Origin of the sequence: Cyanobacterium sp. T60_A2020_053 (genome assembly GCA_015272165.1) — a bacterium.
In the GTDB taxonomy this organism is placed as follows: domain Bacteria; phylum Cyanobacteriota; class Cyanobacteriia; order Cyanobacteriales; family Cyanobacteriaceae; genus Cyanobacterium.
Genome location: JACYMF010000105.1, coordinates 13,511 through 40,301 on the forward strand (window position 1 = coordinate 13,511; position 26,791 = coordinate 40,301).

General features: G+C 38.3%; 20 protein-coding genes. 12 read left to right on the top strand and 8 right to left on the bottom strand.

Going from position 1 to position 26,791, the window contains the following annotated elements:
• The first annotated feature begins 43 nt into the window (after window positions 1-43).
• Together IGQ45_13725 and IGQ45_13730 are read left to right on the top strand one after the other, a co-directional pair.
• Window positions 44-898, top strand: coding sequence for a branched-chain amino acid ABC transporter permease (locus tag IGQ45_13725; protein ID MBF2058235.1), 855 nt, complete (start codon window positions 44-46; stop codon window positions 896-898).
• Between the two features lie 30 nt (window positions 899-928).
• Window positions 929-2,056: a glycosyltransferase family 4 protein gene (locus IGQ45_13730; protein MBF2058236.1), complete on the top strand. Its 1,128-nt coding sequence runs from the start codon at window positions 929-931 to the stop codon at window positions 2,054-2,056.
• 390 nt (window positions 2,057-2,446) lie between these two features.
• Here the strand turns inward: IGQ45_13730 and adhE are convergent, their stop codons facing one another.
• Window positions 2,447-4,720, bottom strand: coding sequence for a bifunctional acetaldehyde-CoA/alcohol dehydrogenase (gene adhE / locus IGQ45_13735; GenBank protein ID MBF2058237.1), 2,274 nt, complete (start codon window positions 4,718-4,720; stop codon window positions 2,447-2,449).
• 298 nt (window positions 4,721-5,018) lie between these two features.
• On the opposite strand from adhE, the gene gatC reads away from it, so the two are divergent.
• The 3 genes from gatC (at window position 5,019) to IGQ45_13750 (ending at window position 6,121) form a co-directional block, all read left to right on the top strand.
• Complete coding sequence (gatC, locus tag IGQ45_13740) at window positions 5,019-5,306, top strand: Asp-tRNA(Asn)/Glu-tRNA(Gln) amidotransferase subunit GatC (GenBank protein MBF2058238.1); 288 nt, start codon at window positions 5,019-5,021, stop codon at window positions 5,304-5,306.
• A 160-nt stretch (window positions 5,307-5,466) separates the two neighbouring features.
• Complete coding sequence (rpsP, locus tag IGQ45_13745; protein MBF2058239.1) at window positions 5,467-5,715, top strand: 30S ribosomal protein S16; 249 nt, start codon at window positions 5,467-5,469, stop codon at window positions 5,713-5,715.
• Complete coding sequence (locus tag IGQ45_13750) at window positions 5,708-6,121, top strand: KH domain-containing protein (GenBank protein MBF2058240.1); 414 nt, start codon at window positions 5,708-5,710, stop codon at window positions 6,119-6,121. The genes rpsP and IGQ45_13750 overlap by 8 nt, the downstream gene beginning before the upstream one ends.
• Before the next feature lie 36 nt (window positions 6,122-6,157).
• On the opposite strand, the gene IGQ45_13755 is transcribed toward IGQ45_13750, so the two are convergent.
• Entirely contained in the window at window positions 6,158-6,412 is a 255-nt protein-coding gene (locus tag IGQ45_13755; protein MBF2058241.1) for a hypothetical protein, read from the bottom strand.
• A 404-nt stretch (window positions 6,413-6,816) separates the two neighbouring features.
• The gene (locus IGQ45_13760) at window positions 6,817-7,644 is read right to left on the bottom strand and encodes an ABC transporter permease (protein ID MBF2058242.1); all 828 of its coding nucleotides are present in this window, start codon (window positions 7,642-7,644) and stop codon (window positions 6,817-6,819) included.
• A gap of 161 nt (window positions 7,645-7,805) precedes the next feature.
• On the opposite strand from IGQ45_13760, the gene IGQ45_13765 reads away from it, so the two are divergent.
• The 7 genes from IGQ45_13765 to IGQ45_13795 all read left to right on the top strand — a co-directional run bounded on the left by IGQ45_13765 (window position 7,806) and on the right by IGQ45_13795 (window position 17,793).
• Window positions 7,806-8,171: a response regulator gene (locus IGQ45_13765; protein ID MBF2058243.1), complete on the top strand. Its 366-nt coding sequence runs from the start codon at window positions 7,806-7,808 to the stop codon at window positions 8,169-8,171.
• Window positions 8,172-8,272: 101 nt separating this feature from the next.
• Entirely contained in the window at window positions 8,273-8,809 is a 537-nt protein-coding gene (locus tag IGQ45_13770) for a chemotaxis protein CheW (protein MBF2058244.1), read from the top strand.
• 59 nt (window positions 8,810-8,868) lie between these two features.
• On the top strand, window positions 8,869-11,493 hold the full coding sequence (locus IGQ45_13775; GenBank protein MBF2058245.1) for a HAMP domain-containing protein: 2,625 nt from the start codon (window positions 8,869-8,871) through the stop codon (window positions 11,491-11,493).
• A gap of 874 nt (window positions 11,494-12,367) precedes the next feature.
• Window positions 12,368-13,726, top strand: coding sequence for an ABC transporter substrate-binding protein (locus tag IGQ45_13780; protein MBF2058246.1), 1,359 nt, complete (start codon window positions 12,368-12,370; stop codon window positions 13,724-13,726).
• Between the two features lie 37 nt (window positions 13,727-13,763).
• Window positions 13,764-14,603 carry a nitrate ABC transporter permease gene (gene ntrB / locus IGQ45_13785; protein ID MBF2058247.1) on the top strand — a complete coding sequence of 280 codons (840 nt, stop codon included), beginning with the start codon at window positions 13,764-13,766 and terminating at the stop codon, window positions 14,601-14,603.
• A gap of 156 nt (window positions 14,604-14,759) precedes the next feature.
• Entirely contained in the window at window positions 14,760-16,760 is a 2,001-nt protein-coding gene (locus tag IGQ45_13790; protein MBF2058248.1) for an ABC transporter substrate-binding protein, read from the top strand.
• Window positions 16,761-16,950: 190 nt separating this feature from the next.
• Complete coding sequence (locus IGQ45_13795; protein MBF2058249.1) at window positions 16,951-17,793, top strand: ATP-binding cassette domain-containing protein; 843 nt, start codon at window positions 16,951-16,953, stop codon at window positions 17,791-17,793.
• Window positions 17,794-18,158: 365 nt separating this feature from the next.
• Here the strand turns inward: IGQ45_13795 and arsJ are convergent, their stop codons facing one another.
• The 5 genes from arsJ to IGQ45_13820 all read right to left on the bottom strand — a co-directional run bounded on the left by arsJ (window position 18,159) and on the right by IGQ45_13820 (window position 26,616).
• Complete coding sequence (gene arsJ / locus IGQ45_13800) at window positions 18,159-19,394, bottom strand: organoarsenical effux MFS transporter ArsJ (GenBank protein MBF2058250.1); 1,236 nt, start codon at window positions 19,392-19,394, stop codon at window positions 18,159-18,161.
• 184 nt (window positions 19,395-19,578) lie between these two features.
• Window positions 19,579-20,589, bottom strand: coding sequence for an ArsJ-associated glyceraldehyde-3-phosphate dehydrogenase (locus IGQ45_13805; GenBank protein MBF2058251.1), 1,011 nt, complete (start codon window positions 20,587-20,589; stop codon window positions 19,579-19,581).
• A gap of 423 nt (window positions 20,590-21,012) precedes the next feature.
• Window positions 21,013-22,050 (bottom strand): anthranilate phosphoribosyltransferase family protein, encoded by a 1,038-nt coding sequence (locus IGQ45_13810; GenBank protein MBF2058252.1) that lies wholly within the window; start codon window positions 22,048-22,050, stop codon window positions 21,013-21,015.
• Between the two features lie 109 nt (window positions 22,051-22,159).
• A complete protein-coding gene (locus IGQ45_13815; protein MBF2058253.1) occupies window positions 22,160-23,275 on the bottom strand; it encodes a HEAT repeat domain-containing protein in 1,116 nt (371 codons plus the stop codon).
• 242 nt (window positions 23,276-23,517) lie between these two features.
• Window positions 23,518-26,616 carry an alpha-mannosidase gene (locus IGQ45_13820; GenBank protein MBF2058254.1) on the bottom strand — a complete coding sequence of 1,033 codons (3,099 nt, stop codon included), beginning with the start codon at window positions 26,614-26,616 and terminating at the stop codon, window positions 23,518-23,520.
• Window positions 26,617-26,791: the final 175 nt, after the last annotated feature.

Here is a 26,791-nt window from a genome sequence, read left to right on the forward strand (position 1 = left end):
AAATTAGGTCAATTTTTAGCAAAATTTAATATTTGAACGACAAATGGATGTAATACAAACTCTCTTTAATGGTGTGGCGGTGGGTAGTATTATCGCTTTAGGGGCGGTAGGTTTAACTTTAAGTATGGGAATTTTGCGTTTGTCCAATTTTGCGCACGGGGATTTTTTGACGGTGGGCGCTTATTTGACTTGGTTAGTTAATCGCAGTGGTGTCAATATTTGGCTTTCTATGGTAGTTGCAGTTATTGGTACAATAGTGCTAATGCTGTTGGGAGAACAGTTGTTATGGAAGCCCATGCGCGATCAAAGGGCTAGTGATACAACTTTAATTATTATTTCCATCGGTTTAGCATTATTTTTGCGCAATGGTATTTTATTGATTTGGGGTAGTGCTAATCAAAACTATGATTTACCATTAGTGGAGGCGCTAGATATTGGTGGCGTTAGAATCGCTTATTTTCGTGTTTTGGTAGTGATTCTTACGGTTATTGCTATTGTGGCTTTACATTTTATTTTACAGAATACCAAAATCGGCAAGGGGATGCGCGCGGTGGCGGATAATATCGATTTGGCTAGGGTTTCGGGTATTAATGTGGAGCAAGTAATTTTATTTACTTGGATTTTGACGGCGGTATTAACGGCTTTTGGTGGGGCGTTGTATGGTTTAATCACGGTGGTGCGCCCGAATATGGGTTGGTTTTTAATTTTACCGATGTTTGCTGGGGTTACTCTCGGTGGCATTGGTAATCCCTATGGCGCCATTGCTGGAGGTTTGGTTATTGGTATAATCCAAGAGATGAGTGTGTCGGTGGTGGGCGCTGAATATAAGTTAGGGATAGCTTTATTAGTAATGATTGCGGTGTTATTATTTCGCCCTCAAGGGATTTTTGGAAAATAATCAAATTAGCAATATTAGCCAGAAAAAACTATGACGAAAATCTTGGTATTTTTCGATAATTATAGTCATTATCATCTAGCGCGCGTCAACGCTTTACGAGATCATGTCAAGTCGAAAAACTGGGAAGTTATGGGCATGGAAATCACCAGAGATGGTATTGATTATCAATGGCAAAATCAATTAACTGATAATGATGTACCAATAATTTCTTTACTAGGTAATCATAAATTAGATGAGGTTCGTTTTTCAGATATTGCCAAACAATTATTTAATAAATTAAGACAATTTCGCCCGGATGTTTTAGTAGTAGCTGGTTATCATCGTCAAATAATGATATTAGCTACTCTTGTTTTTCGTGCTTCTGGCTTCCCCGTAGTCTTGATGTCAGAGTCGAAAGAAGATGATAGCAGTCGTAAATGGTTGGTAGAAAAGGCGAAAAAATTATGGCTGAAATCGTATCAATCAGCGCACGTCGGCGGTAAATTACACCGAGACTATTTAATTAAATTAGGCATGAAACCCGAAGGGATTTTTACGGGATATGATGTGGTAGATAACCAAACTTTTCACCCTGACGTAATTAAGAAATTACCAGCGCCCTTCACCTTCCCTTATTTTCTCACTGTTAATCGCTTCTTACCTAAAAAAAATCTTTTTAACCTGATCCATGCCTATCATCAATATCATCAACAAAGCAACAACCCATGGCATTTAATACTTTGTGGTGATGGAGAGTTAAAAGTACAAATTATACAATTAATTACAGATTTAGAATTAAAAGATTATATACATTTAACAGGTTTTTTACAACAACAAGAATTATTACCCTATTTTGGTCATGCTCAATGTTTCATTCATGCTAGTAAACAAGAACAATGGGGATTAGTCGTGAATGAGGCGATGGGCGCTTCATTACCCGTCATCGTTTCTCGTTGTTGTGGATGCTTTAATGATTTAGTCAGAGAAGGAGTTAATGGTTTTGGTTTCGATCCAGAAAATATAAAAGAATTAAGTGATTTAATGATGAAAATTAGCGCCCCTCACTGTAACCTAAAAGCCATGGGGGAAGCATCACTGCAACATATCCAAAACTACTCTCCCTTAACCTTTGCCGAAGGATTAACCAACGCCATTACCTTTGCCCAAAACAGCAAATAAGTAAGGTTTGGTGAAAAAGTGGAGTGGTGAAGTGAAGGGCAAAGGGCAGGGGGCAAGGGGCAAAGGTTTCAAGCCTTATAAATTCCTAGTTTTGATCAGTAATTGACAAATCACCTCCCCATCAGCGCCCTCCATCACACCCAAAATATTACGACTATCGTTTAATATCGCCGTGTAATAAATTTCACGGCTACAGAATTTTTCGTTTAATAAATTGAACTCTTAATTGCCACACCAAAAGATAATAAATACCATCTTAGTTCAATTCATTGAACGATTTGCCCGTTGGTTCCGTGTAATTCATTACACGGTGGGTAACGATACCAACCCAGCGCCCTCCACCTCTCAATATCCCCTTGTAGGGGTTGAACATTGTTCAACCCACCTAATTTATGCGCCAAAATAAGCCGTAGTATATAAATCCTTCATATCCTTAATGAGAGGATAACGGGGATTACTACCAGTGCATTGATCATCAAAGGCTTCCTCCGCTAAAGCATCCAGCGCCCCTAAAAACGCATTGGCAAAAGCCATCCCAGCAATAGTTGCCGCATAATGGACTTTTTCCCTTGCCTTAATATCCTTCGCCCCATTTTCATAAGCGCGCAGCAAATAGTCAAAAATTAAACCAATAGCTTTTAAAGATAAACCGCTAGTAAATTCCGTAGCATAAGCCGACACATAAGACTCCAAAGCATGGGTTAAAGCATCAACACCACCAAAAGCCGTTAAACTTTTGGGCATATGCAACACCAATTCAGGATCAACAATGGCAATATTAGGGGTTAAAGCATAATCAGCTAAAGGATATTTAGCGCCCGTGCGCTCATCCGTCACCACCGCAAAAGGCGTTACTTCTGAACCTGTGCCAGAAGTGGTGGGAATGGCTACCATAATAGCTTTTTCCCCTAATGGTGGCAAATCATATACCCGTTTGCGAATGTCCATAAAACGAGTGGCGATGCCCTCAAATTCAATGTCGGGATGTTCGTATAATAACCACATAATTTTAGCGGCATCCATGGGCGAACCGCCACCAATGGCAATAATCACATCAGGATTAAAACTCTTCATCAACTCTAAACCACGATTAACAGTGGCTAAACTAGGATCAGGTTCAACATCATAAAACACATCAAATTTAATGCCTAATTGTTCTAAAACGCTTTCAATTTTATTAGTAACACCGAGATTATATAAAGGATGATCAGTGACGATAAAAGCGCGATGTTTTCCCTTCAAATCTCCCAGAGCAACAGGCAAACAACCATATTTAAAATATACTTTGGGAGGCACTCTAAACCAGAGCATATTTTCCCGTCGCTCAGTAATAGTTTTAATATTGAGTAAATGGCTTACTCCCACGTTACCACTAACAGAGTTACCGCCCCAACTGCCACAACCAAGAGTAAGAGAAGGATCGAGACGGAAGTTATATAAATCCCCAATAGCGCCCATGGAAGAAGGAGTATTAACTAAAACCCTACTGGTTTGCATTCTTTCTTCAAAATACTCGATTTTCTCATGATCATCTTGGGCAATATAAATCACGGAAGTGTGACCTCTACCACCAAATTCCACTAATTGTGCCGCTTTATTTGTGCCATCTTCAAAGTTTTCAGCTCGATACATGGCGAGGATGGGGGATAATTTTTCGTAGGATAAAGGCTCATCAAAACCGATTTTTTCGATTTCTGCAATCAATAATTTTGTTTCTGGGGGGATGATGATATTGGCTAATTCAGCGATTTTTAACACCGATTGCCCCACAATATCAGCATTTAAATGACCATCTTTCAAGACGACTTGTCTTAATTTCTCGGTTTCTTCTCCTGTGACGAAATAAGCGCCCCTCACCGCAAATTCTGTCCTAAACTCATCATAAATACTCTGATCCACAATTACCGATTGCTCAGAAGCGCAAATCGTGCCGTTATCAAAGGTTTTACTAATCATGACGGAAGAAACAGCCATTTTCACATCAGCACTACTGGCAACGAAAGCAGGGGTATTTCCAGCGCCCACCCCCAAGGAAGGATGCCCGGATGAGTAGGCCGCCTTTACCATACCCGGTCCACCTGTGGCTAAAACTAGCTTAATATCAGGATGTTGCATCAAGGCTTGAGACACTGCCAATGTGGGTTCAGCAATCCAACTGATGATATGGGGAGGGGCGCCGGCGGCTACTGCTGCATCTAAAACAATTTTAGCGGCTTCTATGGTGCATTTTTTGGCGCGTGGATGAGGAGATAAAATGATAGCGTTGCGAGTTTTCAGGGCTAGTAAAGTTTTAAAAATAGCCGTAGAAGTGGGGTTGGTAGTGGGAATAATTCCAGCAATAATGCCAATAGGTTCAGCTACTTTTTCTATGCCATAAAAATCATCTTTTTCAATAATTCCGCAAGTTTTTTCATCTCGATATTTATTGTAAATAATTTCAGAAGCAAAGTGATTTTTAATTACTTTATCTTCAATAATTCCCATGGCTGTTTCACTACAAGCCATCTTCGCTAAAAGAATACGAGCATCATTAGCAGCTAAAGCCGCGCGCTTGAAAATACGATCTACTTGTTCTTGTGTGAAATTTGCGTAAATTTTTTGAGCTTCTTTAACTTCACTAATTAAAGTTTCTAGGTTAGCTAAATTTTGGTTAGTTTCGCTCATAACAACTCCTTAACAATTAGGTGTAAATAAGGAGTTATAAAATACATCTTATGGGAAGCAAAGATCGATCTAAGATTCTAATAACTTTGTGTCTTATGCTCCTTTATTTTGATCTTAGACCTGATCTGAGCATTAATGCTTAAACATAAACTTTCCTTCACAATTCAGTAAGCAATAGACTTCTCCAACAATTAGGATTGTTGCACGGTGATACAGGCATCTTGCCTGTATTTCTGGAGAGGTTTATGAATTTTACCCTTACCGTGATAGAATCTAATAAAAAGTAGCCAGTTAACCTATGAGTATTAGTAAAGAAGAAGTCAAAAAAGTTGCTAACCTTGCTCGTTTAGAAATCAGTAGCACCGAAGAAGAAGAATTTGGCTTACAGTTAAATAGTATTCTCGATTACTTTGAACAAATAGATCAATTAGATACCAGTACAGTTGAACCAACGACGAGAGCTATCGATGTGAGTAACATCATGCGCCCTGACAAGAAGCGCCCTTCACCAGAAAAAGAAAGTTTGCTAGACTCAGCCCCAGCAAGAGAAGATGACTTTTTTAGAGTTCCCCAAATTATGGGCTAACAAGGGAAGAAAGGGAAGAAAGGGAAGAAAGGGAAGAAGAGGGGGAAATGGTGATAATTACGCATTACTACCCTAAGTAGTTTGTAGCAATTAAGGACATTTTTCAGTATCATAGTATAGGTCAATATTGGATAAATGAAAAAATAAGTAAAAAATTATTATGGTTAAACTACGCTTAAAGAGATTAGGAAAAAAAAGAGAAGTAAGTTATCGTATTGTCGCTATTAATAGTCGTAACCGTCGTGACGGCAGAGCTTTAGAAGAATTAGGATTTTATAATCCTCGCACTGACGAAACCAGATTAAATGTGCCAGCAATAGTTACCCGTTTAAAAGATGGAGCTCAACCAACAGAAACTGTGCGCCGTATTTTAGACAAAGCTAAAGTTTTTGAACAGGTCAATGCTTAATAATCAATCATTATCGAATTTAGAAAACCATAACGCACCTGATTATGATGGGCTAATTCGTTTTTTGGTTGAACCATTGTTAGAGTCTCCAGAGTTACTCAGCTTTAACTGTGAGTATCTGGCGAGTACCAAGAAGGTATGGATTCGTTTAGCCCTAGAAGATAAAGAAAAAGGTAAGATTTATGGTCGGGGGGGAAGAAATATTCAGGCAATTAGAACAGTATTACAAACTGCCGCCCAAATGGCTGGAGATAACTTGTACTTAGAAATTCATGAAGAAGAAGGTAGGGGAAGAGGGAGAAATAACTTTAAAGCAAATCCCCCCAATCTTGTTAGTGATTCTCCTCACCGCGCCCCTCAACCTCCCGTAAGAAGAAGAAGGGGAGTAGAAAAACCAATTATTTAAGTGAATATACAGGCGTGGCAGGGCTACGCCTTTTTTTTAGTAATAGTCATGCTCTGGTTGCATTTGGGGCATTGCCAACTCAAAGTTAGATGGATCTCGCAAAAAACGAAAAGCCTCCTCCTCCAAGCGATGAATTAAGTAGGGTTCAACTAGATTCGTTTGACGTAAACAAGCCAAGTATCCTTCCATATAAACTCTTAGTTCATCATAGCGACTGCCCCTAGCCCACAAATCTACCAGACCATCGGTTAATTTTTGATAGTATCTAATTGCGGTTGTATCTGTTATTATCATTATAATTTGGCTAGTTTTTCAAGATAAAATTTATGAAATACTGAGCTTTCATAATCTTATTTTAACTTGAAATGGCTAGTTATTAATGGGCAATGGATAAATGGATAATTGATAATTGACAATGAAAAACTATTAATTATCTTCCTTTCTCCCTCTGCTTCCCCTTCTCCCTTTCCACTATAAGAGCAGGGTGTTTTCAAAGTCAGGATCAAAATTGATTTGTTTTTGACAAGAAGACAATATAAGGATGATCCCCCCCAACCCCCCTTAAAAAGGGGGGAGATTCAGGGAGACAGGAGGATTTTTTACTATTAATTGATTTATTAGTAGTTAAAAACCTCTGAATTTCAGATTATTGGCTAGTTTGAGAAACTAACATTTTTGAGAATGAAAACGCCCTGCTATAAGAGGTCAAGAAAAGCGCCCTTCACCCGATGAAAGAAAAACCAACCAAGAGCAAGAATGATTAAGCCACTAGATAAACTCCAGAGATAATAATTAAGAGGAGGGGCGCTGTTTTGTAAACTAATCAAACGAAAACTCTCAATAATCGGCACAAGGGGATTAAACTTCAAAAAAGGTTGTATCCTTTCGGGTACAATGTCGACAGGATAAAAAACAGGGCTAGTAATCCACACCACAAAAGTAGCAATTTCATAGAAATAACCTAAATCACGGAAGAAAACATACAAAGCCGACATTAACAAACCGATGCCTGTACAGACTAGAACAAGACAGAAAAAAGGAAAAAATAACAAAAAAACAGAGAAAAAATTATCACTATTAATTAAAGTGACTATAATCAATAGGGGTAAAGAACCCACCACAAATTGAAAAATATTAACCCCAATCATAGCCAAAGGAAAAACCGCCGGGGGCAGATAAACCTTATTTAGTAAATCTCCATTACCCACAATGCTACCAAGGGCTTGGGTTGTAGAACTATTAAAAAAATTGGTCACCAATAAACCAGTGAAGGCCGCTAACATATAATTTAGAATAGAATCATTATAATAAGAAGCAAAAGCAGCCCCAAAAATAGCCGTGTATAAAGCCGTCATAGTAAGAGGATTTAAGAGTGACCAATAAACTCCTAAAAATGAACCACGATAACGGGTGTGGAGATTTTGGGGAATCAAGACCAAAAGTAATTCCCTATAACGGCGAAAACTTGTGGAAGAAAGGATTTTTAAGCATGATTGCTTAGATTTTCTCAAAGCGACACTCATAGATAATTAATGCTTGAAGATGATGAATTATTAATAATAAACAACTAATAATGACCTGACGAAGAAAATAAAAGTTTTTACTTTTTACTCAAAACTTACTCTCTCGAATGATTAAGATAAAGATACAATTAGCTTAACAGTATTAATGTTAAAAACAAAATATGAGTACCGTGTTATTGGTTGAAGATAGTCAATCCACCAGAGAAGTGATGACAGAATTATTAAAGAAAAAAGGACTAACAGTTCGCAGCGCCCCCGATGGAGAACAGGCATTAGAATTAATAAAACAAATGATTCCTGATATAGTAGTATTAGATATAATTTTACCGAAGATGAACGGTTATGAAGTTTGTCGGCAAATAAAATCTAACCCCAAAACTAAAGAAGTACCTGTAATTATCTGTTCATCAAAAAAAGAAGATTTTGATCGTTACTGGGGCATGAAACAGGGAGCGGATGCTTATATATCCAAACCGTTTCAAGCTAGTGAATTAGTTGCTACCATCAAGCAGTTATTAAGAAAGTAAATTAGTGATCATCTTCCCTAATATTTTCTCATGATGAACAGATGATTGTTACTGAATGTAAAAAAATAATCAACTAACCACCCATAACTACAGTATTGACCATGGTAGATAATCAAAATTTCCCCGAATCTTTGGAAGATCAAGTTATTGACTTGAGCGCAGAAGAACAACTGCCCGTAGAAGCACCGGAGGGAGAATCACATCTTCGTTTTATTCTGCCCTCTGGAGATGAATTTGCCTTACCAGCACTGGGCATCAGGGAAATTATGCAACAAGAACCAGATAAAATAACTCCCATCCCTAATGCTTCTCCTCTACTGTTAGGTACCATAAACCTGCGGGGTGAAATTATCTGGGTGGCAGACTTGGGACAGTTTTTGGGTTATCCCAATCTATTGAATACTGATCGGGGAGAAGTTCCCGTCATTGCTGTGGAAGAGCAGGAAACAGTTTTAGGTTTAGCGGTACAATCATTAGGCGCGATCCACTGGTTAGAAGTGGAAAACTTACAAATACCTCAAGGAATGCCCGATCACATTGCCCCCTATGTACAAGGGGAATGGTTAGAGGGAAGAAATCATCGGGTCAGAGTATTAGACCATATAGCTATTCTACGATCCGCTCGTTGGGTAGCCTAGTTGACGTTAAATTTTATTATTCAGTAAACCTACAATATAGCAGTGGACGGAGAAAACAAATGGCATCGGAAAGCGACTACCAACAAAGATATGGACAGGCACAAAATGCTTATCTCGAAGGTGATTTAACTCTAGCTCAGAGTATCACAGATGACCTGATCATGGATTATCCTGATGACCCTACAATTTTACTACTAAAGGGGCATATTTGCTTACAGAGAGAAGACTTCAGTCAGGCGAAAATAAGTTATGAAGAAGTTTTAGATTTAACTGATCGCTCTGAGTTGGTCAATTTAGCTCAACAAGGTTTAGCCCAAATTGAAGAAGAACAAATCTATCCAGCGGAATTGGACGACCCTAATTTTGCCGATGAGATTGAGGAGTTAGATGAAGATGAAGTGGGGGATAATTGGACTAATAGCATTAATTTTGATAATTTGGATTGGGATGCTGAAGAATTAGAAGAAGAGGAGGTGGAAGACCCGACCCTTCAGCAAAATAACCCCTTAAGGGAAGATACTCTGCCTAGAACCAGTGCTAATGAATCAGATTCCTTTAGTTTTGAAGATGAAGAATTGGAAGATGAAAAAACGGCTGCTAGTTTTGACCCCCCTTCTCGGTCTTTTGGTTTAGGGGTGGATAGTAATGATGATGATAGTGATTTCAATTTTCATCCCAAAGACTTGGACTTGAGTTTCGATCAGGTTGATCTGAAAAAACGGGGTATTGACGATGTGCCTTCTGATGGGGATGAGACGGGCGCCCCCACCTTCGTTGTTTCTTCTGAGGAAGATTCAGAGTTGAGTGATTTGGAAAAAATGCTCACTAATACGGGGGGAGATATTTTCGATGATTTAGATGATGACTATGGGGATTATAGTTCTGCTCTTGAGCCTCTGACTTCTGGAGGGCGCACTTCACCGCTACCGCAAACCACTGGCAACAACGATGGTTCATTCATGGGGGATGATGATGATGACTTTTTCTTTGTGCCGGATGAGTTGGACGATATTCCCGATATTACAGCCGATGAGTTACCGGTATCAAGTATTTTTACTAAAGATCAAAGGAGTGAGAGTTATGGGGACGATGATGATAGTGGTTTTGACGCTGATATTACCGGGAGTTTTGGTTTTGACAGCGAAAATTTATCCCTAGATATTGATGATGAGGAAATTGGCACGGCACAAATTTCTCCTCAAATAGCTAGTTTGCCCACATCGGTCATTTTTGCTCCAGAGGTAGAAGTGCCAACGGGCAATTTATCCAAGTATTATAATTTACCTTTACTCTCTAAACAGTTGCTTCAGGGCGCGGTTACTGGTGTTGTCACTTTCATAGCGGTAATGGTTTTTAGTACCATTTTTGCTGGTTCTACGGAAGAAAATCGGGGACTATCTTTTGGTAATAAATTTTTACTAGGTTTGTTGACGGGGGTGAGTGCTGGGGCGATGACGACGGGCGCTGGTTATTTCCAAACTCGCCATATTAAGCGATATACTACGGAGTTGCAAAATCAGTTTGAGTCTATTTATCAAGGTAATTATGATGTGAAAATCACTATTTATTCCCAAGATGAATTTGGCTCTTTGGCATCTAGTTTTAATCAGATGGCAAAAATGATCAAAACTACCACTGCTGAGGCTAGAAAAAGGGTAGAAGAAACAGAAAAAGCAAGGGAAGATTTACAAAAGCAAGTTATTCGCCTTTTGGATGACGTGGAGGGCGCTGCTAGGGGTGATTTAATGGTGAAAGCGGAAGTAACGGCGGATGTTTTGGGGGCGGTTGCTGATTCTTTTAACAATACTATTTTTAATTTGCGCAAAATCGTTCGTCAGGTGAAACAGGCGGCGGTGCAGGTGAATAAAGCGAGTACAGATAGTGAAGTATTTGCTCGAAATCAGTCTAGTGATGCGTTACGCATGGCGGAAGAGTTGGCGGTAACGCTCAATTCGGTACAGATGATGACTGATTCTATTCAGAGGGTAGCAGAAAACGCCCGGGAAGCGGAAGAGGTAGCGCGCTCCTCCAGTGTCACGGCATTAAAAGGTGGTGATGCGGTAGAAAGAACGGTAGCTGGGATTTTACAGATTAGGGAAACGGTGTCAGAAACTACCCGAAAGGTAAAACGTTTGGCGGAGGCATCTCAACAAATTTCTACTATCGTAGCGGTAATTTCTAACATTTCTTCTCGTACTAACCTTTTGGCGTTAAATGCTTCTATTCAGGCGGCGCGCGCCGGGGAAGCTGGTAGAGGTTTCGCTATTGTAGCGGATGAGGTGCGCCAGTTGGCGGATCGTTCTGCGAAATCTTTGCAAGAAATTGAGCAAATCGTATTACAAATTCAAACGGAAACTGGCTCAGTTATGACGGCCATGGAAGAAGGTATCCAACAGGTAAGGGATGTAACCGATCGTTCTGAACAGGCGAAACGGGCGCTGGAGGATATTATTCAAGTATCCAATCGTATTGATGCGTTGGTGCGCTCTATCACTGCTGACACAGACGAACAAAGGGAAAACTCACGGGGTGTAGCCAAGGTTATGCAGGCGGTAGAGTTAACCGCTCAAGCCACTTCCCAAGAGTCTCAGCGGGTGGCTGGTTCATTACAGAATCTGGTGGGTATCGCTAGAGATTTAATTTCTTCAGTGGAAAGGTTTAAAGTGGGGGATGATCGCTCTTAGTTTGATATTATAGGCAGAGGCAAAGGTTTTAAGTAGAAGGTTTTGAGATTATTCAAATTTAATATTTATTCTTTGCTTTTGTCTAATATCTTATGAGGATAACTGATTACATTTACAGCGCTTTTTAATTGGGTAAACCACACCTTCCAATGGTGAGGGGTGCATCGCCCGATCTTTATAAGAAGAATTGTGGTTCATTAATCTGAAAACTGCTGTAAGATAGATTGAATTACAATGACACTAGGTAATATGTACTAACATAACTAACATATTAAATACTCTCAATAAAGCGTTTCATAATAAGGCTTATATAGTCAGTATTTTGAGTTCCTTGTTCCCCGAAAAAAGCCTAATTTTGGGGATTTTTAATGTTTGTACTATGTTTTAACCCTTATGAATAAATGTTTTTGATTTATTCAGCAAACCCTAAATATCCCTGATCTGTCACTTTCCGATCAAGTTGCTTTAATAGATATAGTTTCAGCCATTTTTAAATTCTGATAATTGTTATTAGTTAAAAACTTCTGAAGTAGTTTAGTGATCAAGGTCTTGTAATTTCAGAATGGCAAATGTTTTCGGGTAGTGACAAAAGAGGGATATAGCGTTTTTCATAGTTACGAGGTACAAAAATAAAATTAAAGTTATTAGTTATTGTCATTAAAAGAATTAAGCGTACCTCGTAAGGATAGAAAATGCTATAATCTAAGCTTATCAAAAAAATATAAAATAGTAAAACGAAATTATAGACAAGGATTAATCCTAGCGATATACTATTTGCTATAGATAAAAGACAATCATTATTGAGTTACAGATAGTCATAATGCTATGTCTGCTTATCAAAAATTAGATATACACATAGTAAAAGAGGTTTTAAATGTCATACTTTTCTCGTCGTAAATTTATGGTGACTGCAGGTATTTCAGCTGGAGCAGTTTTGCTCAAAGGATGTGCAGGAAATCCACCAGAACCACAAGGGAGCGATACAGGAACTACCACTCCAGCCACCCCAGCGCCCTCCGCCATCAGCCCAGAAATGATGCCAGAAACCACTAAAGTTAAACTCGGATATATACCTATCTTTGAATCAGCGCCCTTAATTGTTGCTAAAGAAAAAGGCTTTTTTGCCAAATATGGCATGACAGAAGCAGAACTATCCAAACAAGCCAGTTGGGCTTCAGCCAGAGATAACGTCACCATCGGTTCACAAGGAGGAGGTATCGACGGTGGACAATGGCAAATGCCCATGCCTCACCTCATGAGCGAAGGCATTATCACCAACGGCAACAAAGTACCTATGTACGTTTTAGCACAACTCATTACCCACGGTAACGGTGTCGCCGTAGCAGGGATTCATGCAGGAAAAGGATTACATTTAGACCTTAGCAACGCCGCCGATTACATCAAAGGTTTTGCCAGTACCAACGGCAGAAAATTTAAAGCTGCCCACACCTTCCCCAACGTTAACCAAGACTTTTGGATTCGTTATTGGTTTGCGGCCGGGGGAATAAATCCAGATACCGATATTGATTTATTAGCAGTGCCTCCCGCCGAAACAGTACAAGGAATGCGTAACGGTACAATGGATGCTTTTAGTACAGGTGATCCTTGGCCCTATCGTATTATTGCTGATAAAATTGGTCACATGGCATGTTTAACGGCCCAAATTTGGAAATTTCACCCCGAAGAATATCTTGCCATTCGTGCCGATTGGGTTGATCAAAATCCCAAAGCAACTAAAGCCGTTTTAAAAGGTTTAATGGAAGCCCAACAATGGTGCGATGATCCTAATAATCGAGCCGAATTAGTTACCATCGTCTCTGGTAGAAATTACTTTAATATTCCCGCAGAAGTTGTTACCCCTCCCTACAACGGAAATTACATCATGGGAGATGGACAAGCGGAAATAAAAGACTTCAAAATGGGACCTTTATATTGGAAAGACGACCTAGGTAGTGTCTCTTACCCTTATAAAAGTCATGATTTATGGTTTTTAACCGAAACCTTAAGATGGGGATTTCACGATGGCAAAATTAAAGATTTTGATCAAATCAAAAAGATTATTGACAAAGTAAATCGAGAAGATTTATGGAAAGAAGCAGCCACCGAAGCAGGATTTACAGCCGATATTCCAGCCACCACCTCAAGGGGAGTAGAAACATTCTTTGATGGAAAAACCTTTGATCCTGATAATCCCCAAGCCTATCTCGATAGCCTAGAAATTAAAAAAGTTTAATAGCAATATTGATTTTGAGAAAAAAGAGGACTAAATTATGACCACTTCCGTGAGAGTTTCTAGCAAAAAAAAGAGTAGTAACCCCGTTATAACTTTTTGGCAAAAGTATCAAGGAAACTTAATTCCCCCTATTATCGGCGTAATTGGATTTCTGTTCGTTTGGGAAATGGTTTCCCTACTGCCCGGTATGCGCTTACCCGGTCCAACGAGCCTATTTACAGAGGAACGCACTCGCATCCTGTTGCTATATCCTTTTTATGATCGAGGGGGTTTAGATAAGGGTTTATTTTGGCAAACTATGGCTAGTTTAGGCAGAGTTGCCCAAGGTTACTCTATTGCCGCTATCGTGGGAATTTCGACGGGAATTGTCGTGGGTACAAACAAATTTTTAGACAAAGCCCTTGACCCTATTTTCCAATTTTTGCGCATGGTAGCGCCCCTCGCCTGGGTACCTATCGCGCTCGTTGCCCTACAACAAAACCAACCAGCAGCCATTTTCGTTATCTTTATTACTTCTGTTTGGCCTATTCTCATCAACACCACCGAGGGAGTAAAACAAATCCCTCAAGATTACATCAACGTACGAAAAGTATTACAGTTATCGAATAAAAACTTTTTCTTCAAAATCTTATTACCCTCAGCCTTACCTTACATTTTTACAGGGTTAAGAATTGGTATTGGTTTAGCATGGTTAGCAATTATCGCCGCCGAAATTGTCATGTCAGGTATTGTCGGCATTGGTTTCTTTATCTGGGATGCTTACCAACAAAACTATATCAGTGAAATTATTTTAGCCGTTATCTATATCGGTGCTGTCGGTTTAATTCTTGATCGTGCCATCGCCTATTTACAGAAAGTGATCGCCCCCGGGCGCTAAATCAAGGCTTGTCATTACAAAACCCATTTGTTTTGAACTAGAAGGGGAAGCAGGGGAGAGGGGGAAGCAGGGAGATATTTATTTCATTACTTCTTACTTCTTACTCATTCACCCTTTGCCCTTTTAACTTTTTAAATAAAAAATTGAGGAAAAAAGATGAGCTTATTTGTAGCAATTGATAATATCGAAAAAGTATTTCCCCTCACGGGTGGCGGTGAATACTTAGCCCTCAAAGGCATTAATTTAGAGATCAAAAAAGGTGAATTTATCTCCTTGATTGGTCACTCTGGCTGTGGGAAATCCACTCTTTTAAACATGATTGCCGGGTTAGACTTACCCAGTGAAGGCATTGTAACTTTAGAAGGCAAAAAAATCCAAAAACCCGGACCAGAAAGAATGGTAATTTTTCAAAGTTACTGTTTATTACCTTGGTTAACTGTCCGTCAAAATATCGCGCTCGCTGTGGATGAAGTAATGAAAGGTTACTCCGAAAGCGAGAAAAAAGACATAGTTAATGAGCATATTAACCTCGTCGGTTTATCCCAAGCCTCCGATAAACTACCCAATCAACTTTCTGGGGGAATGAAACAACGAGTTGCTATTGCACGGGCGCTGGCAATTCGTCCCAAACTACTATTACTCGATGAACCATTTGGGGCGCTGGATGCTTTAACCAGAGGTAATTTACAAGAACAACTGATGGAAATTTGCGCCCAAAATGAAATCACTGCCGTCATGGTAACTCATGATGTTGATGAAGCAGTATTTCTGAGCGATCGCATTGTGATGCTAACTAATGGACCGGGTTCAAAAATTGGTGGTATTTTAGAAGTAGATATATCTCGCCCTCGTAAACGTTTAGAAGTAGTTAATCATCCTAGTTATTACAGTTTACGCAGTGAAATTATTTATTTTCTCAATCAACAAAAACGCATTAAAAAATTCCGAGCCCAAAAACAAGGAGTTGTTGCCCGTCATGGCTTAGAAAAAGTTAACCTAGAAATCGGTTTTGTGCCTTTAACTGCCTCAGCGCCCCTCGCCGTTGCCCAAGAAAAGGGTTTTTTCCGTAAACATGGCTTAGACGAAGTTAATCTTGTTAGGGAAAGCAGTTGGCGCGGTATTGTCGATGGTATCGCTGGAGGCTACCTCGATGGTGCGCAAATGCCCGCAGGGATGCCCAGTTGGCTAACTATCGGTGGTAATAATAATGAACCTTTACCCACTGTCACGGGTTTAACCATGACTCGTAACGGAAATGCCGTTACCCTCGCTAAACAGTTTTATGATCAAGGTATTTATGACGGACAAAAACTAAAAAGAATGCTTCTGGAGTCCGTTGATAGTAGCCATCGCTTTGGCATGGTGCATCCTTCCTCAATGCACAATCTTCTCTTACGTTACTGGTTAGCCGGTGAAGGGGTTGATCCAGACCGAGATGTTCATTTGCAAACTATTCCCCCTGCCCAAATGGTAGCAGATTTAAAAGCTGGTAGTATTGATGGCTATTGTGTGGGAGAACCTTGGAACTTACGCGCTGCCATGGAAAATGTTGGTTTTACCATCGCCACTGACTTGGAAGTGTGGAATGGACATCCGGGCAAGGTTTTAGGTGTAAGAGAAGATTGGGCTCTGCTATATCCTAATACTCACATTGCTTTAGTTAAAGCCTTATTAGAAGCCTGTCAATATTGCGCCAATCCGCAAAATCATCAGGAAATTAGAGAGATTCTCGCTTCTCGCCAGTACCTTAGTACCAATATTGATTACATCCAACTAGGGGATCCCCAAAACTACAGTTGTAATTTAGGTGATAATGTTCAGTATGCGCACCATCACTTTTTTGGTGATGGTATGAATCGCCCTAGTCGTACGGAACATTTATGGATGATTACACAGATGGCGCGCTGGGGTGATATTCCTTTCCCCCGTAACTGGGTAGAAATTTTAGAAAGAGTTTGTCGAGTCAGTGTTTTTAGTACCGCTTGTCGGGAATTGGGTTTAACTGATTTAAAATATCGCCGTGAGGCAATTAAACTATTTGATGATGTTCCTTTTGATGGAGAAGATCCTGTCGGTTACTTAAATAGCTTAACCATTAAACGTGATATTACTATGGCGGAAATTGCTCTTAATTCTCGTGTTCTGGTTACCGCCTAAATTGATGGAAAGGGCAAAGGGTGAATAAGTAAAAAGTAAGAAGTAAGAAGTAAGAAGTAATGAATAATATCTCCTTGTTTCTCCTTTCTCCCCTCCTTCCCATTCCTCTCTGCTTCCCTTTCCTATCAGCGTCTTTCTATTTCAAAAAAGAAAAATACTTTGTTCAATGACTGAATTGCGGAGATGCACTATGCAAGTATCAAAAAATAGAAAAATCATTAACCAAATGGAGCAACAATTACACATGAATTCTTTTTTAACCATTAATAATGTCTCTAAAGTTTATCCCACAGCCAAAGGTTCTGTAACGGTTCTCAAGGATGTTAATTTGGTGGTGGAAGAAGGAGAATTTGTTTGCGTCATTGGTCATTCTGGCTGTGGTAAGTCCACCCTTTTAAATATGGTATCTGGTTTTGCTGAACCGACGAGGGGCGCTGTTCATGTGCAAGGTAAAGCCATCACGAAACCAGGTCCAGATCGTATGGTAGTATTCCAGAACTATGCTTTATTGCCTTGGTTAACAGTCTTTGAAAATGTTTATTTAGGGGTGGATTCTGTTCACCCGAACAAAAAAGAAGCAGAAAAAAGAGCCATTGTGCGAGATCATTTAGCTTTAGTGGGCTTAACTGATGCCTCTGAGAAAAAGCCAGATCAAATTTCGGGGGGAATGAAACAGCGCACTTCCATAGCGCGCGCCTTGGCAATACGCCCAGAAGTATTGATTTTAGATGAACCTTTTGGCGCCCTTGACCCCATTACGAAAGAGGAATTACAGGAGGAATTACTCAATATTTGGAATGAACACCGTTGCACCGTTTTAATGATTACCCATGATATAGACGAAGCGTTATTTTTATGCGATCGCCTCGTGATGATGACCAATGGACCAGAAGCAACCATCGGAGAAATTATGCACATTCCGTTTCCTCGCCCACGAGACAGAGAAAGAATGATGGAAGACCCTAGCTATTACGATTTGCGTAATCATGCTTTAGACTTTCTGTACAATCGTTTTGCTCATGGTGTGGATTAACTTTAAGTTCTCGTGCAAAATAATTGTATATATAGCGATCCTATCTGAGTTGTGAGATTATTAGCAATTGAATTTTGATAACAAGGGGCTTAAGCCCCTTGCCCTTTAACCTTTTGATCCATTATTAATTCGGGTTTGCTGAATAAATCAAAAACTTTGTCAAATAAAGATTTTAGGCGTTGCTGATTTTAAATATGATTTATATTTAATACCTATCAGTAAACGATTAAATAACCAATATTTGAGATTATGAAATTTTTATGTTCATAGCTTAAATCAGCAACGGCAGATTTTAATTATAAGCATTTCTCCTGACTCCTAAATCCTAACTCCTGACTCCTCCCCTCACCACTTTTCAGCAACCCCTAATTATTCTCCGCCATTAACTCTTTATGCTGTTTCGGCGAGGGTAATTTAAAAGAAACTAAGGATGCCACTAAGACAAAAAAGGCGGAAAACCATAGACAGCCGACAATGCCATATAGTTGATAACAAATACCAGAAGTGATTGTACCCAACAAGCGCCCTCCGGAGTTAGCCATGTAATAAAAACCAACATTAAGCGCCACGTCATCATCTTCGGTATAAGCTAACACGAGGTAGGAATGCACCGCAGAATTAAAAGCAAAGACGATACCAAAAATAATTAATCCCCCCGTGATAGTAAGTTGGGGGTCAACTCCAGCGTGAAATGCTAAAGCAATGCCCACAGGCACAACGGTTAAGACGGTAGTCCAAATTTGAATAGTTTTGGCTTGAGGTGCTGTACTTTTGCGATTTTGCCCTAGGATAGCTGGGGAAAAAGACTGAATAAAGCCGTAACCAATTACCCAAGAAGCCATATAACTACCAACTTGAATATATGTCCAACCCAATTCACTTTGAAAAAATACGGGTAAAGCCACCACAAACCATATATCCCTAGCGCCAAATAAGAAAAATCTGGCTAGTGACAAGATATTGATAGCTTTACTTTTTGAGAATAGCTGTTTAAATTTAATTTTAGCTTTGATTTTGCCCATATTTTTCGGCAAAAATTGACCACTCAGGAAGATGATAAATAGTACCCCAGCTTGAATGAATAAAGCATTTTGAAACCCTGAAATTTCCAAAAGCGCCGCACCCACAAAAAACCCTAAACCTTTGAGGGCATTTTTTGAACCGGTGAGAATTGCCACCCACTTAAATAATTTTGATTCTGCTTCTTTTGGCACAACCAAGCGCACGGCACTTTTTGAACTCATCTTGGTTAAGTCTTTGGCAACTCCCGAGAAGGCTTGGGAAACCATAACATAGAAAACTTGTACCGGTGTTGCCCAATCAGGGTTAAGAAATCCTAACATGACAAGGGCGAAAATTTGTAAACCAATACCGCCGTAAAGGGTTAATCGTAAGCCAAATTTTGAACCAATCCAACCGCCAAAGAAGTTGGTAACAACGCCAAAAACTTCGTAAAAGAGGAAAAGAAAGGCGATTTCGATGGGAGTATAGCCAAGTTGGTTGAATCGCAATAATACTATCATTCTCAGCGCCCCATCCGTAATGGTATAACCCCAGTAGGCTGCGGTTACTAGGCAATAGTTTCTAATATTTTTATCCATTTTTTTTGCTGATGTATTGTTTGTTGTCAATAATCAATTACCCTCACCCCCAACCCCTCTCCCATAGGAGAGGGGAGAAAGAAGTAGGTTGGGTTGAGTTTATGAAACCCAACACCAATAACGAAAGAAGTAGGTTGGGTTGAGTTTACGAAACCCAACAAGAAAAAGAGGGGGAAGGGCGAAATTATAAAGATGAGGCGATTTTGGCGACTAATTCCACAAGACGATTAGAATAACCCCATTCGTTGTCATACCAAGCCAGAATTTTTACTTGTGTCTCGTCAATTACCATGGTGGAAAGTGCATCCACAATACTCGAACGGGGATCGTCTTTGTAGTCCACAGATACTAATGGTAATTCTTCATAACCTAAAATATCTTTGAGGGGTTCTTTATTTGATGCTTCTTTGAGCATTTTATTGACTTCCTCTACGGTTGTGGGACGATTTACCTCAAAAACGCAGTCCGTTAACGAAGCGTTTAATAAAGGTACTCTGACCGCTAATCCGTTAATTTTTCCTTTCAGTTCAGGGTAAATCATAGCGATGGCGGTGGCTGATCCTGTGGTGGTAGGCACGAGGGATTCTAGGCATGATCTTGCTCTTCTTAAATCCTTATGAGGTGCATCGACGACAATTTGAGTATTTGTCACATCGTGAATAGTGGTGATGGCACCGTGTTTGATGCCCAGCCCTTCTTGAATGACTTTGACGATGGGCGCTAGGCAGTTGGTGGTACAAGAGGCAGCCGTTAAGATATGATCTTTGTCAGGATCGTATAAGTGATCATTTACTCCCACAACGACATTAAAAGCGTTTTCTTTGACGGGCGCTGCTACTACTACTTTTTTGACACCACAATCAAAGTAGGGGTTAAGGGTTTCGGGAGTGCGGAATTTTCCTGAACTCTCAATAACGATGTCCACGCCGTAGTCTGCCCATGGCACTTCTTGGGGGGTAGAAAATTCACTGTAGGTGATTTCTTGACCTTCTATGGTCATTTTTTCACCCTCTACGTCAATTTTTCGATCCCATTTCCCATGCACGGAGTCATAGGTGAGGAGATGGGCGCCCGTCACCGCACCACCTTTTATCTCGTTGATATGCACAAATTCTATGGCTGGATTTCCCCAACCAGCGCGCATCGCCAGTCTTCCTATCCTACCGAATCCATTAATTCCTACTCTAATCGCCATAAATTTTTTATATACCAATTTTCCTTGTTTTATTCTGGTTTTAATATATCAAGAAAAGTCAGGAACTTGGTTAAGTATAGATTAAGAAAACTTAGTAATTGATAAAAGGGCAAAGGGCAAAGTTTTTTAAAGGGCAAAGGAAATTAATAATTAATTAGGATTTGCTGAATAAATCAAAAACCTTGTCAAATAAAGGTTTAAAGTCTATTTTACATAACAAAAAGTGTCATAAATTGACTTTTTTCTCTAAAAATACTGTATTTTTTCATCCCCATCAAGAATTATTGATACAAGTGAGCAATTTATGAAAAATAACTATTTGGCTTAACTCTTTAATTGATAAGCATTTCACCTGAAACCTGACACCCGACACCTGACACCTCCCCTCACTAAAATACTTTTTCAGCACCCCCTAATTATTTGTTATAGAAAACTTTTTATTTGAGCAATTTTTTCTCTAATTTGACCACTACTTAAAAGGCTTTTACTTAAATCAATCCCTGTGGCTAAATCCTTTGTTAAAGCAGAGTGCCAAAGATAAAAAGCACCATTCCAGATAGCACTATCAAAAAGAGATGATTTTTCTCCATTAATTAACTTAGTTAATTCTTGGTAATATTCTGCGTCACTCCCTAGAGAAACATCATGATGACTGAGGTTAAATTCATGGGAATTAAGTTTCAAATATTGATAATTGTCTTCACTATTAACCCCGATAATAGTAGTTTGGGATAATTTTAAATCTCCACTTCCTTCTAATCCTTTAATCATGGTAAAACTTTTTATTCCTCTCAATTCCAGCGCCCTCCGCACCATATTTTCTGTGGGGGGATGCACATAACCAGCGATTAATTTCGTGTTGCCAAGATAAGGTTGCCAAATTAATTCTAAAGTAGCGAGGGGAGGGCGCTTACCGATTTCATCCCGATATTTTACTAAACTATGGGCAAGGGGGAAATGAGTGGGTAAATAAAGAAATCCTAAATTAGTTTGATTCAGTAAATCTTCAATTTGAGTGAGAGATAATAGGGTAAAATCAATGCCTAAATATTGCCATATTTCCGCCAATGTTATACCATATTTAGTGGGCATCCTTGCACCACCGTGCATTAAAACTGGTACGTCACAACAGGCTAACATTAAAGCGGTAATAGGAGAGATAGGGGCGCTACGACTGCGCCCATCGTAAGGTATGCCTAAAATTGTCAAAGGCTGATTGGTAGCAGTAAGAGGGGATAATTTTGAGCCTAAATCCATGTAGGCATCCAACATTCCTGCCAATTCTTCCCCCGTGGGGCGCTTGATGCGGTGCGCAATCAAAAAAGCGCCAATTTGTGCGGGGGTGGCAATACCCCGTAACATCATTTCTGTAGCTTCATAGGCTTCCTCTCTAGTTAAGTCTTTGTGAGTGTGCGCGCCGCTACCAATTTTTTTTAATAATTCTCTAAATTCTGCACTCATGATTAATTATTTAATATTCTAAGACTTGAAGGAAAACAAGAGGTTTAAACCCCTTGCCAAAAACCTACATATTTTGTTTGGCTGTTACTTTAAAATTCTATCTAGTTTTCTATCGCAATGCCTTTAAAGCTGATTGTGCATGAAATTTAACACTATTTTGTGCAGATTCTTCCATATATTTTAACTGATTAATGCTTTCTTTAATCTCTAATTTTTGCCATGTATAACAAAGATTTTGCCAGATTAATATATCATCTTTACGAGGGTAGTTATCTTCATAAAATTCAATGGTAATTCTCGCAATTTGAGCATATAATGCTTGATTATTTATTCTGCCAAAACTAGCAATTATTTCACTGATGATGGATTCTTTCACCAGAGATAATGCTTTCCCTAAACACTCGATACTAAAAGCAGTTTCTTGCCATGCCAGAGCTTGAATTAAACTCTTTTGTAATACGGTGGGAGTATAATCGCTGATTAAAGTAGTATAAAGGGCTAGGGTTGCTGAAGGGGTGGCAAAACGACTAAGGGAAAAACAGGCTTGTTGCGCTACATTGAGAGCGACATCATCAAGATAAGGGATAATTAGTTTAACGGGGGTTTCTGTGTCTTCAAAGCGCATTTGCCGAGTCAATCCCATAATAGCTTCTTGGCGCACTATACCGTTATAATCTCCTAAAGCGTGGATGAGGGCGCTGGTAATTTCGGGGCGATTAAAACCGCCTAATAGTGCCAGCGCCCCTCGCCGTACTTCTGGGTTATCATCGTTAATGATATTTAAGAGGGGAGAAATAATTTCTGGGTAGGTAACTTGGGCGAGAGCTTTAATTACTGAAAGGCGATATTGAGAGTTATTGAGGAGAGGTAAGAGGGGAAGTAATGCGTCTTTGCCTTGTTTCGCTAAGATTTCAGTAGCTAATATAATTAAATCGTCATCAATATTTTCTTGTAATAATTCACTAATAATTAGGGTAATTTGAGGATGTTTAAACTCACTTAATACTTTGAGGATATACCAGCGCCCATCACTATCAGTATTGCTATCAAATAATTTTTCAGCTAAAGGGATAATGACGGTTTCACCATACTTTACCAAAAATTTAGACATTGCCCAACGTTCTTCAAAATTTCCTGTCAATAATATCTCTATGGCGGGGTGAAGGGCGCTGGATTCCTCAGCAGGGAAAGGTGATTCTATCATTGAAGCGGTTTGATTAAGCATGAGGGATTATTTTTTTGTTGCGCATTTCTTCTGGCAGTTTAAGCAAATTATATCCAGTTTTTAGTAACTTTTATGACATTTTTACCTATCGTAAGCGAAAATTGCATCATTGTTCTGTTAGGTGCGCATCTAAAATCACGTTTTTTGTTTCTCGCCTCGATGCGCAAAGACGCAAAGAGAATCTTTGCGATAATCCAAAGTATACTTTAAGGAAATGAAAACTGCGGTAAATGTGTCTTAGTTTATTGAATTTTCGTGATCAAATTATAACTAGCAATAGCAAAAGGATTAATAATTTCATCGTCATTATTCACTACATTTTCTAAGAAATTGACTCTATTCTTGACTTTTAAATTAAAATCATTATTAATTATCAATTCTGTTTTTTCTCCTTCACATTCATATAAGCGCAAAATATACTCATTTTGATTATTTTCTGATTCTTTGAAGGCAATCACTATTAAATGATTCGAGTTGATAGTTAAGAAGGGAAGGGCGCTGGGCAAATCACCTATTTTCTCATGACAATTATCTTGAATAATTACCGATAGTGGTGTATTTAATTCATAGCCATGATGAATAGTTTTAGCACTTTTCCAATCTCCTTGATGGGGATATATAGCATAAGTAAAATAATGTAATCCTTGATCAGCAAAAGCATCGGGCCAATTTGGACTTCTCAACAAACTAAGTCTAATTTGATTAGGTTTAACATCATAACCATATTTACAATTATTCAGCAAACTAACTCCATAATTATTATCAGTTAAATTGAGCCAGTGGTGGGCGCATAATTCCCATTTTGCTTTTTCTTCAGCCTTTTGAGGATTAGTAGTATGACTCATAACAGCGCCCGTCGCCTCATAATTTACATTATCACTACTAAAATTTAGAGGAAAGTTTACTTTTAATAAAGTATATTTTTCTTGCCAATTAACTTTATTCTCGATATGTATAATCGCACTATTCACATTTAAAATATAACGCTGAGTAAAAGTAGAATTGTGATATATTTTAACCACTTCGATAACTTGTCTTAAATTGCCCTTTTCTAACCATTGAATTTTACTTAAACTAGGACTTTCTAGGGGAAACTGCTCATAATTAGGATCAATATTCCACGCATCCCAATATTGTCCTTGATCTTGAAATAATTGTAACTCATTCCCTTGTCCTTTGATAACTTCTCGATGATTAACTTTATCATAGATACTAATTAAATTCCCTGACTGGCTATCAATTACCGCTTTAATATAATCGTTTTCTAAACAAAAATCAGCTAAATTATTTAATAAATCATTGTTGACAGTCTGAATTGATTTAGGTATTGCCAGAAATCTTTTATAACCAATACTAGGGATATTTTCTGCTAAAAATAAAAATTGCTTGTCACTAGATACCTGAGTAGTTAATAAATTACCTTCACTATCATAAATATCATAATCAATACTATCTAAATTAACGGCGACTAATTCCGTGCGCAACCAATTTAAACTATTAAAAATAACAATCTCTTTACTACCTAAATCTGATGAATGATGAGGTGCTAAATATCGAGTAATACTAGACAAACAAACTGATAAAATCTTTTTTGTTTCTTTTATAACTTCCTGCCAATATTTATTTGCATCTGTAAAAACTTCCGTAATTGATGTGCCGGGCAAAATATCATGAAATTGATTTAATAATACTTTTTGCCATAATAGCTCTATATTTTCTTGTTTAGAACCTAAACTGTCATCATTAATATTATATTTTTTAGCTAATAAATGATTAATTGATAAAAATAATTCCGCTTGATAAAGTAACCTTTCACAATAGCGATTAAAATATTTTTGATCGCCATGGGTAGTATAACAACCCCGATGTAACTCCAAGTATAAATCTTGATGCCAAACGGGTAATTTTTCAGGGAAATAAGAGCTAATTTTATCCAAATAGTCTTCAGCCGTAGTAAAGTTAACTTGAGGAAAAAAAGGTGACTCATCATAACGTTTCACTACTTCTAACATATCACGAGTCGGACCACCGCCATGATCTCCCACTCCCGGCAACCAAAAAATATCTTTTAATCCTGTTTGTTTTTCCCAATTAATACTGTAATCTGTCATGGTGTCAGGGTTAGTATCCATTACTCCAGCAACGTTAGGGGGTGACATTGCCGTAAAAATACGACTACCATCCGGAGATTCCCACCAAAAACAACCATAGGGAAATTTATTGGTGTCATTCCAGTGTAATTTACCAGTAACGAAATATTTTATTTCTCCTTGTAATAAAATTTGTGGTAGTTGTGCTGGAAATCCAAAACTATCTGGTAACCATGCGACTTTGTTATATTTACCAAACTTATTTAAAAAATATTTTTGACCATATAATAATTGTCTTGCTAAAGATTCTATACTAATCAAATTTACTTCAGGTTCAACCCACATTCCTCCTAAAATTTCCCATTTTCTTTCTTGTACTCTTGATTGAATTTGCTGCAATAAGACTTGATTATGACTTTCTAACCATTGATATAGATAAGCAGTGGTATGTCCAAAAGTTAGTTGATTATATTCTTTTTGTAGGTTTAAAACTGAGGTGAAAGTGCGCCCTCCAACCTGATATGTTTCTTCTAAAGTCCACAACCAAGCCATATCTAAATGGGCATGACCTAATAAATAAAACTTTCTTTTTTTAATAGTATTACTTAAATTTAATAAGTTATTTCTTAGGCTAATTAATTCTTGATTAAATGCTAATTGTTGATTAACTTTTTGCCAATTTAAGTTATTAAGAGATGTAATTAAATTATCTTTTTCTTCTTGATTAAAATATTCATAATATTTAGCTAAAATATTTAATTCTTGAGCGACAAAACTAGGATCAATTTGGTTATACTCACTTTCATAAAGACAACGAGAAACCATCAAACCACCAATATCATGACTAGGACTAATTAAGCGTAAACTGATAATATATTCTTGATTTGGTTGAATATTATTAGCTACTAATACTCGACTAGAGGAATCAAATAAATCCCCCTCACAAACTTTAGTTTCATTGATAAATACTTCGGCGGAGTGCGCCCACCATGTTAGCATTACTCTGAGATTTAAACCCTCTAAAGGATAATCATTTAAAGCGTGGGGAATCATAATTTTTTGAGCAAACCATCTCACTTTATTACCTTTTGACCAAATTAAATAATTTTTTTCATTGGGAATTGCTTTTTGCCAATTTTGCTCAATTTTTGTAGGAGGATTGATTAACTTTTCATCAGTGAAATACCAATCAAGTTTAATATCTAATTCTGTTAAAGATTTGAGGTGCGCTATGGTGTCTTGAATTTTCATTGATGATAAGATAACTAGGTGGTGCTGATAAAGTGGAGTCGTGAAGGGAATTTAGAATGTAGAATGTAGAATTTAGAATTTTTGATTGGGATGGAAAAAATACAGTATTTTTAAAGAATAAAGCCATTTTTACACTTTGTCGTGTTTGTAATATGTTTAATTCTTTTGTTTTTCA

Coding starts and splice junctions, on each gene's coding strand:
- IGQ45_13725 (MBF2058235.1), top strand. CDS start 44: ATGGATGTAATACAAACTCTCTTTAATGGTGTGGCGGTGGGTAGTATT.
- IGQ45_13730 (MBF2058236.1), top strand. CDS start 929: ATGACGAAAATCTTGGTATTTTTCGATAATTATAGTCATTATCATCTA.
- adhE (MBF2058237.1), bottom strand. CDS start 4,720: ATGAGCGAAACTAACCAAAATTTAGCTAACCTAGAAACTTTAATTAGT.
- gatC (MBF2058238.1), top strand. CDS start 5,019: ATGAGTATTAGTAAAGAAGAAGTCAAAAAAGTTGCTAACCTTGCTCGT.
- rpsP (MBF2058239.1), top strand. CDS start 5,467: ATGGTTAAACTACGCTTAAAGAGATTAGGAAAAAAAAGAGAAGTAAGT.
- IGQ45_13750 (MBF2058240.1), top strand. CDS start 5,708: ATGCTTAATAATCAATCATTATCGAATTTAGAAAACCATAACGCACCT.
- IGQ45_13760 (MBF2058242.1), bottom strand. CDS start 7,644: ATGAGTGTCGCTTTGAGAAAATCTAAGCAATCATGCTTAAAAATCCTT.
- IGQ45_13765 (MBF2058243.1), top strand. CDS start 7,806: ATGAGTACCGTGTTATTGGTTGAAGATAGTCAATCCACCAGAGAAGTG.
- IGQ45_13770 (MBF2058244.1), top strand. CDS start 8,273: ATGGTAGATAATCAAAATTTCCCCGAATCTTTGGAAGATCAAGTTATT.
- IGQ45_13775 (MBF2058245.1), top strand. CDS start 8,869: ATGGCATCGGAAAGCGACTACCAACAAAGATATGGACAGGCACAAAAT.
- IGQ45_13780 (MBF2058246.1), top strand. CDS start 12,368: ATGTCATACTTTTCTCGTCGTAAATTTATGGTGACTGCAGGTATTTCA.
- ntrB (MBF2058247.1), top strand. CDS start 13,764: ATGACCACTTCCGTGAGAGTTTCTAGCAAAAAAAAGAGTAGTAACCCC.
- IGQ45_13790 (MBF2058248.1), top strand. CDS start 14,760: ATGAGCTTATTTGTAGCAATTGATAATATCGAAAAAGTATTTCCCCTC.
- IGQ45_13795 (MBF2058249.1), top strand. CDS start 16,951: ATGCAAGTATCAAAAAATAGAAAAATCATTAACCAAATGGAGCAACAA.
- arsJ (MBF2058250.1), bottom strand. CDS start 19,394: ATGGATAAAAATATTAGAAACTATTGCCTAGTAACCGCAGCCTACTGG.
- IGQ45_13805 (MBF2058251.1), bottom strand. CDS start 20,589: ATGGCGATTAGAGTAGGAATTAATGGATTCGGTAGGATAGGAAGACTG.
- IGQ45_13810 (MBF2058252.1), bottom strand. CDS start 22,050: ATGAGTGCAGAATTTAGAGAATTATTAAAAAAAATTGGTAGCGGCGCG.
- IGQ45_13815 (MBF2058253.1), bottom strand. CDS start 23,275: ATGCTTAATCAAACCGCTTCAATGATAGAATCACCTTTCCCTGCTGAG.
- IGQ45_13820 (MBF2058254.1), bottom strand. CDS start 26,616: ATGAAAATTCAAGACACCATAGCGCACCTCAAATCTTTAACAGAATTA.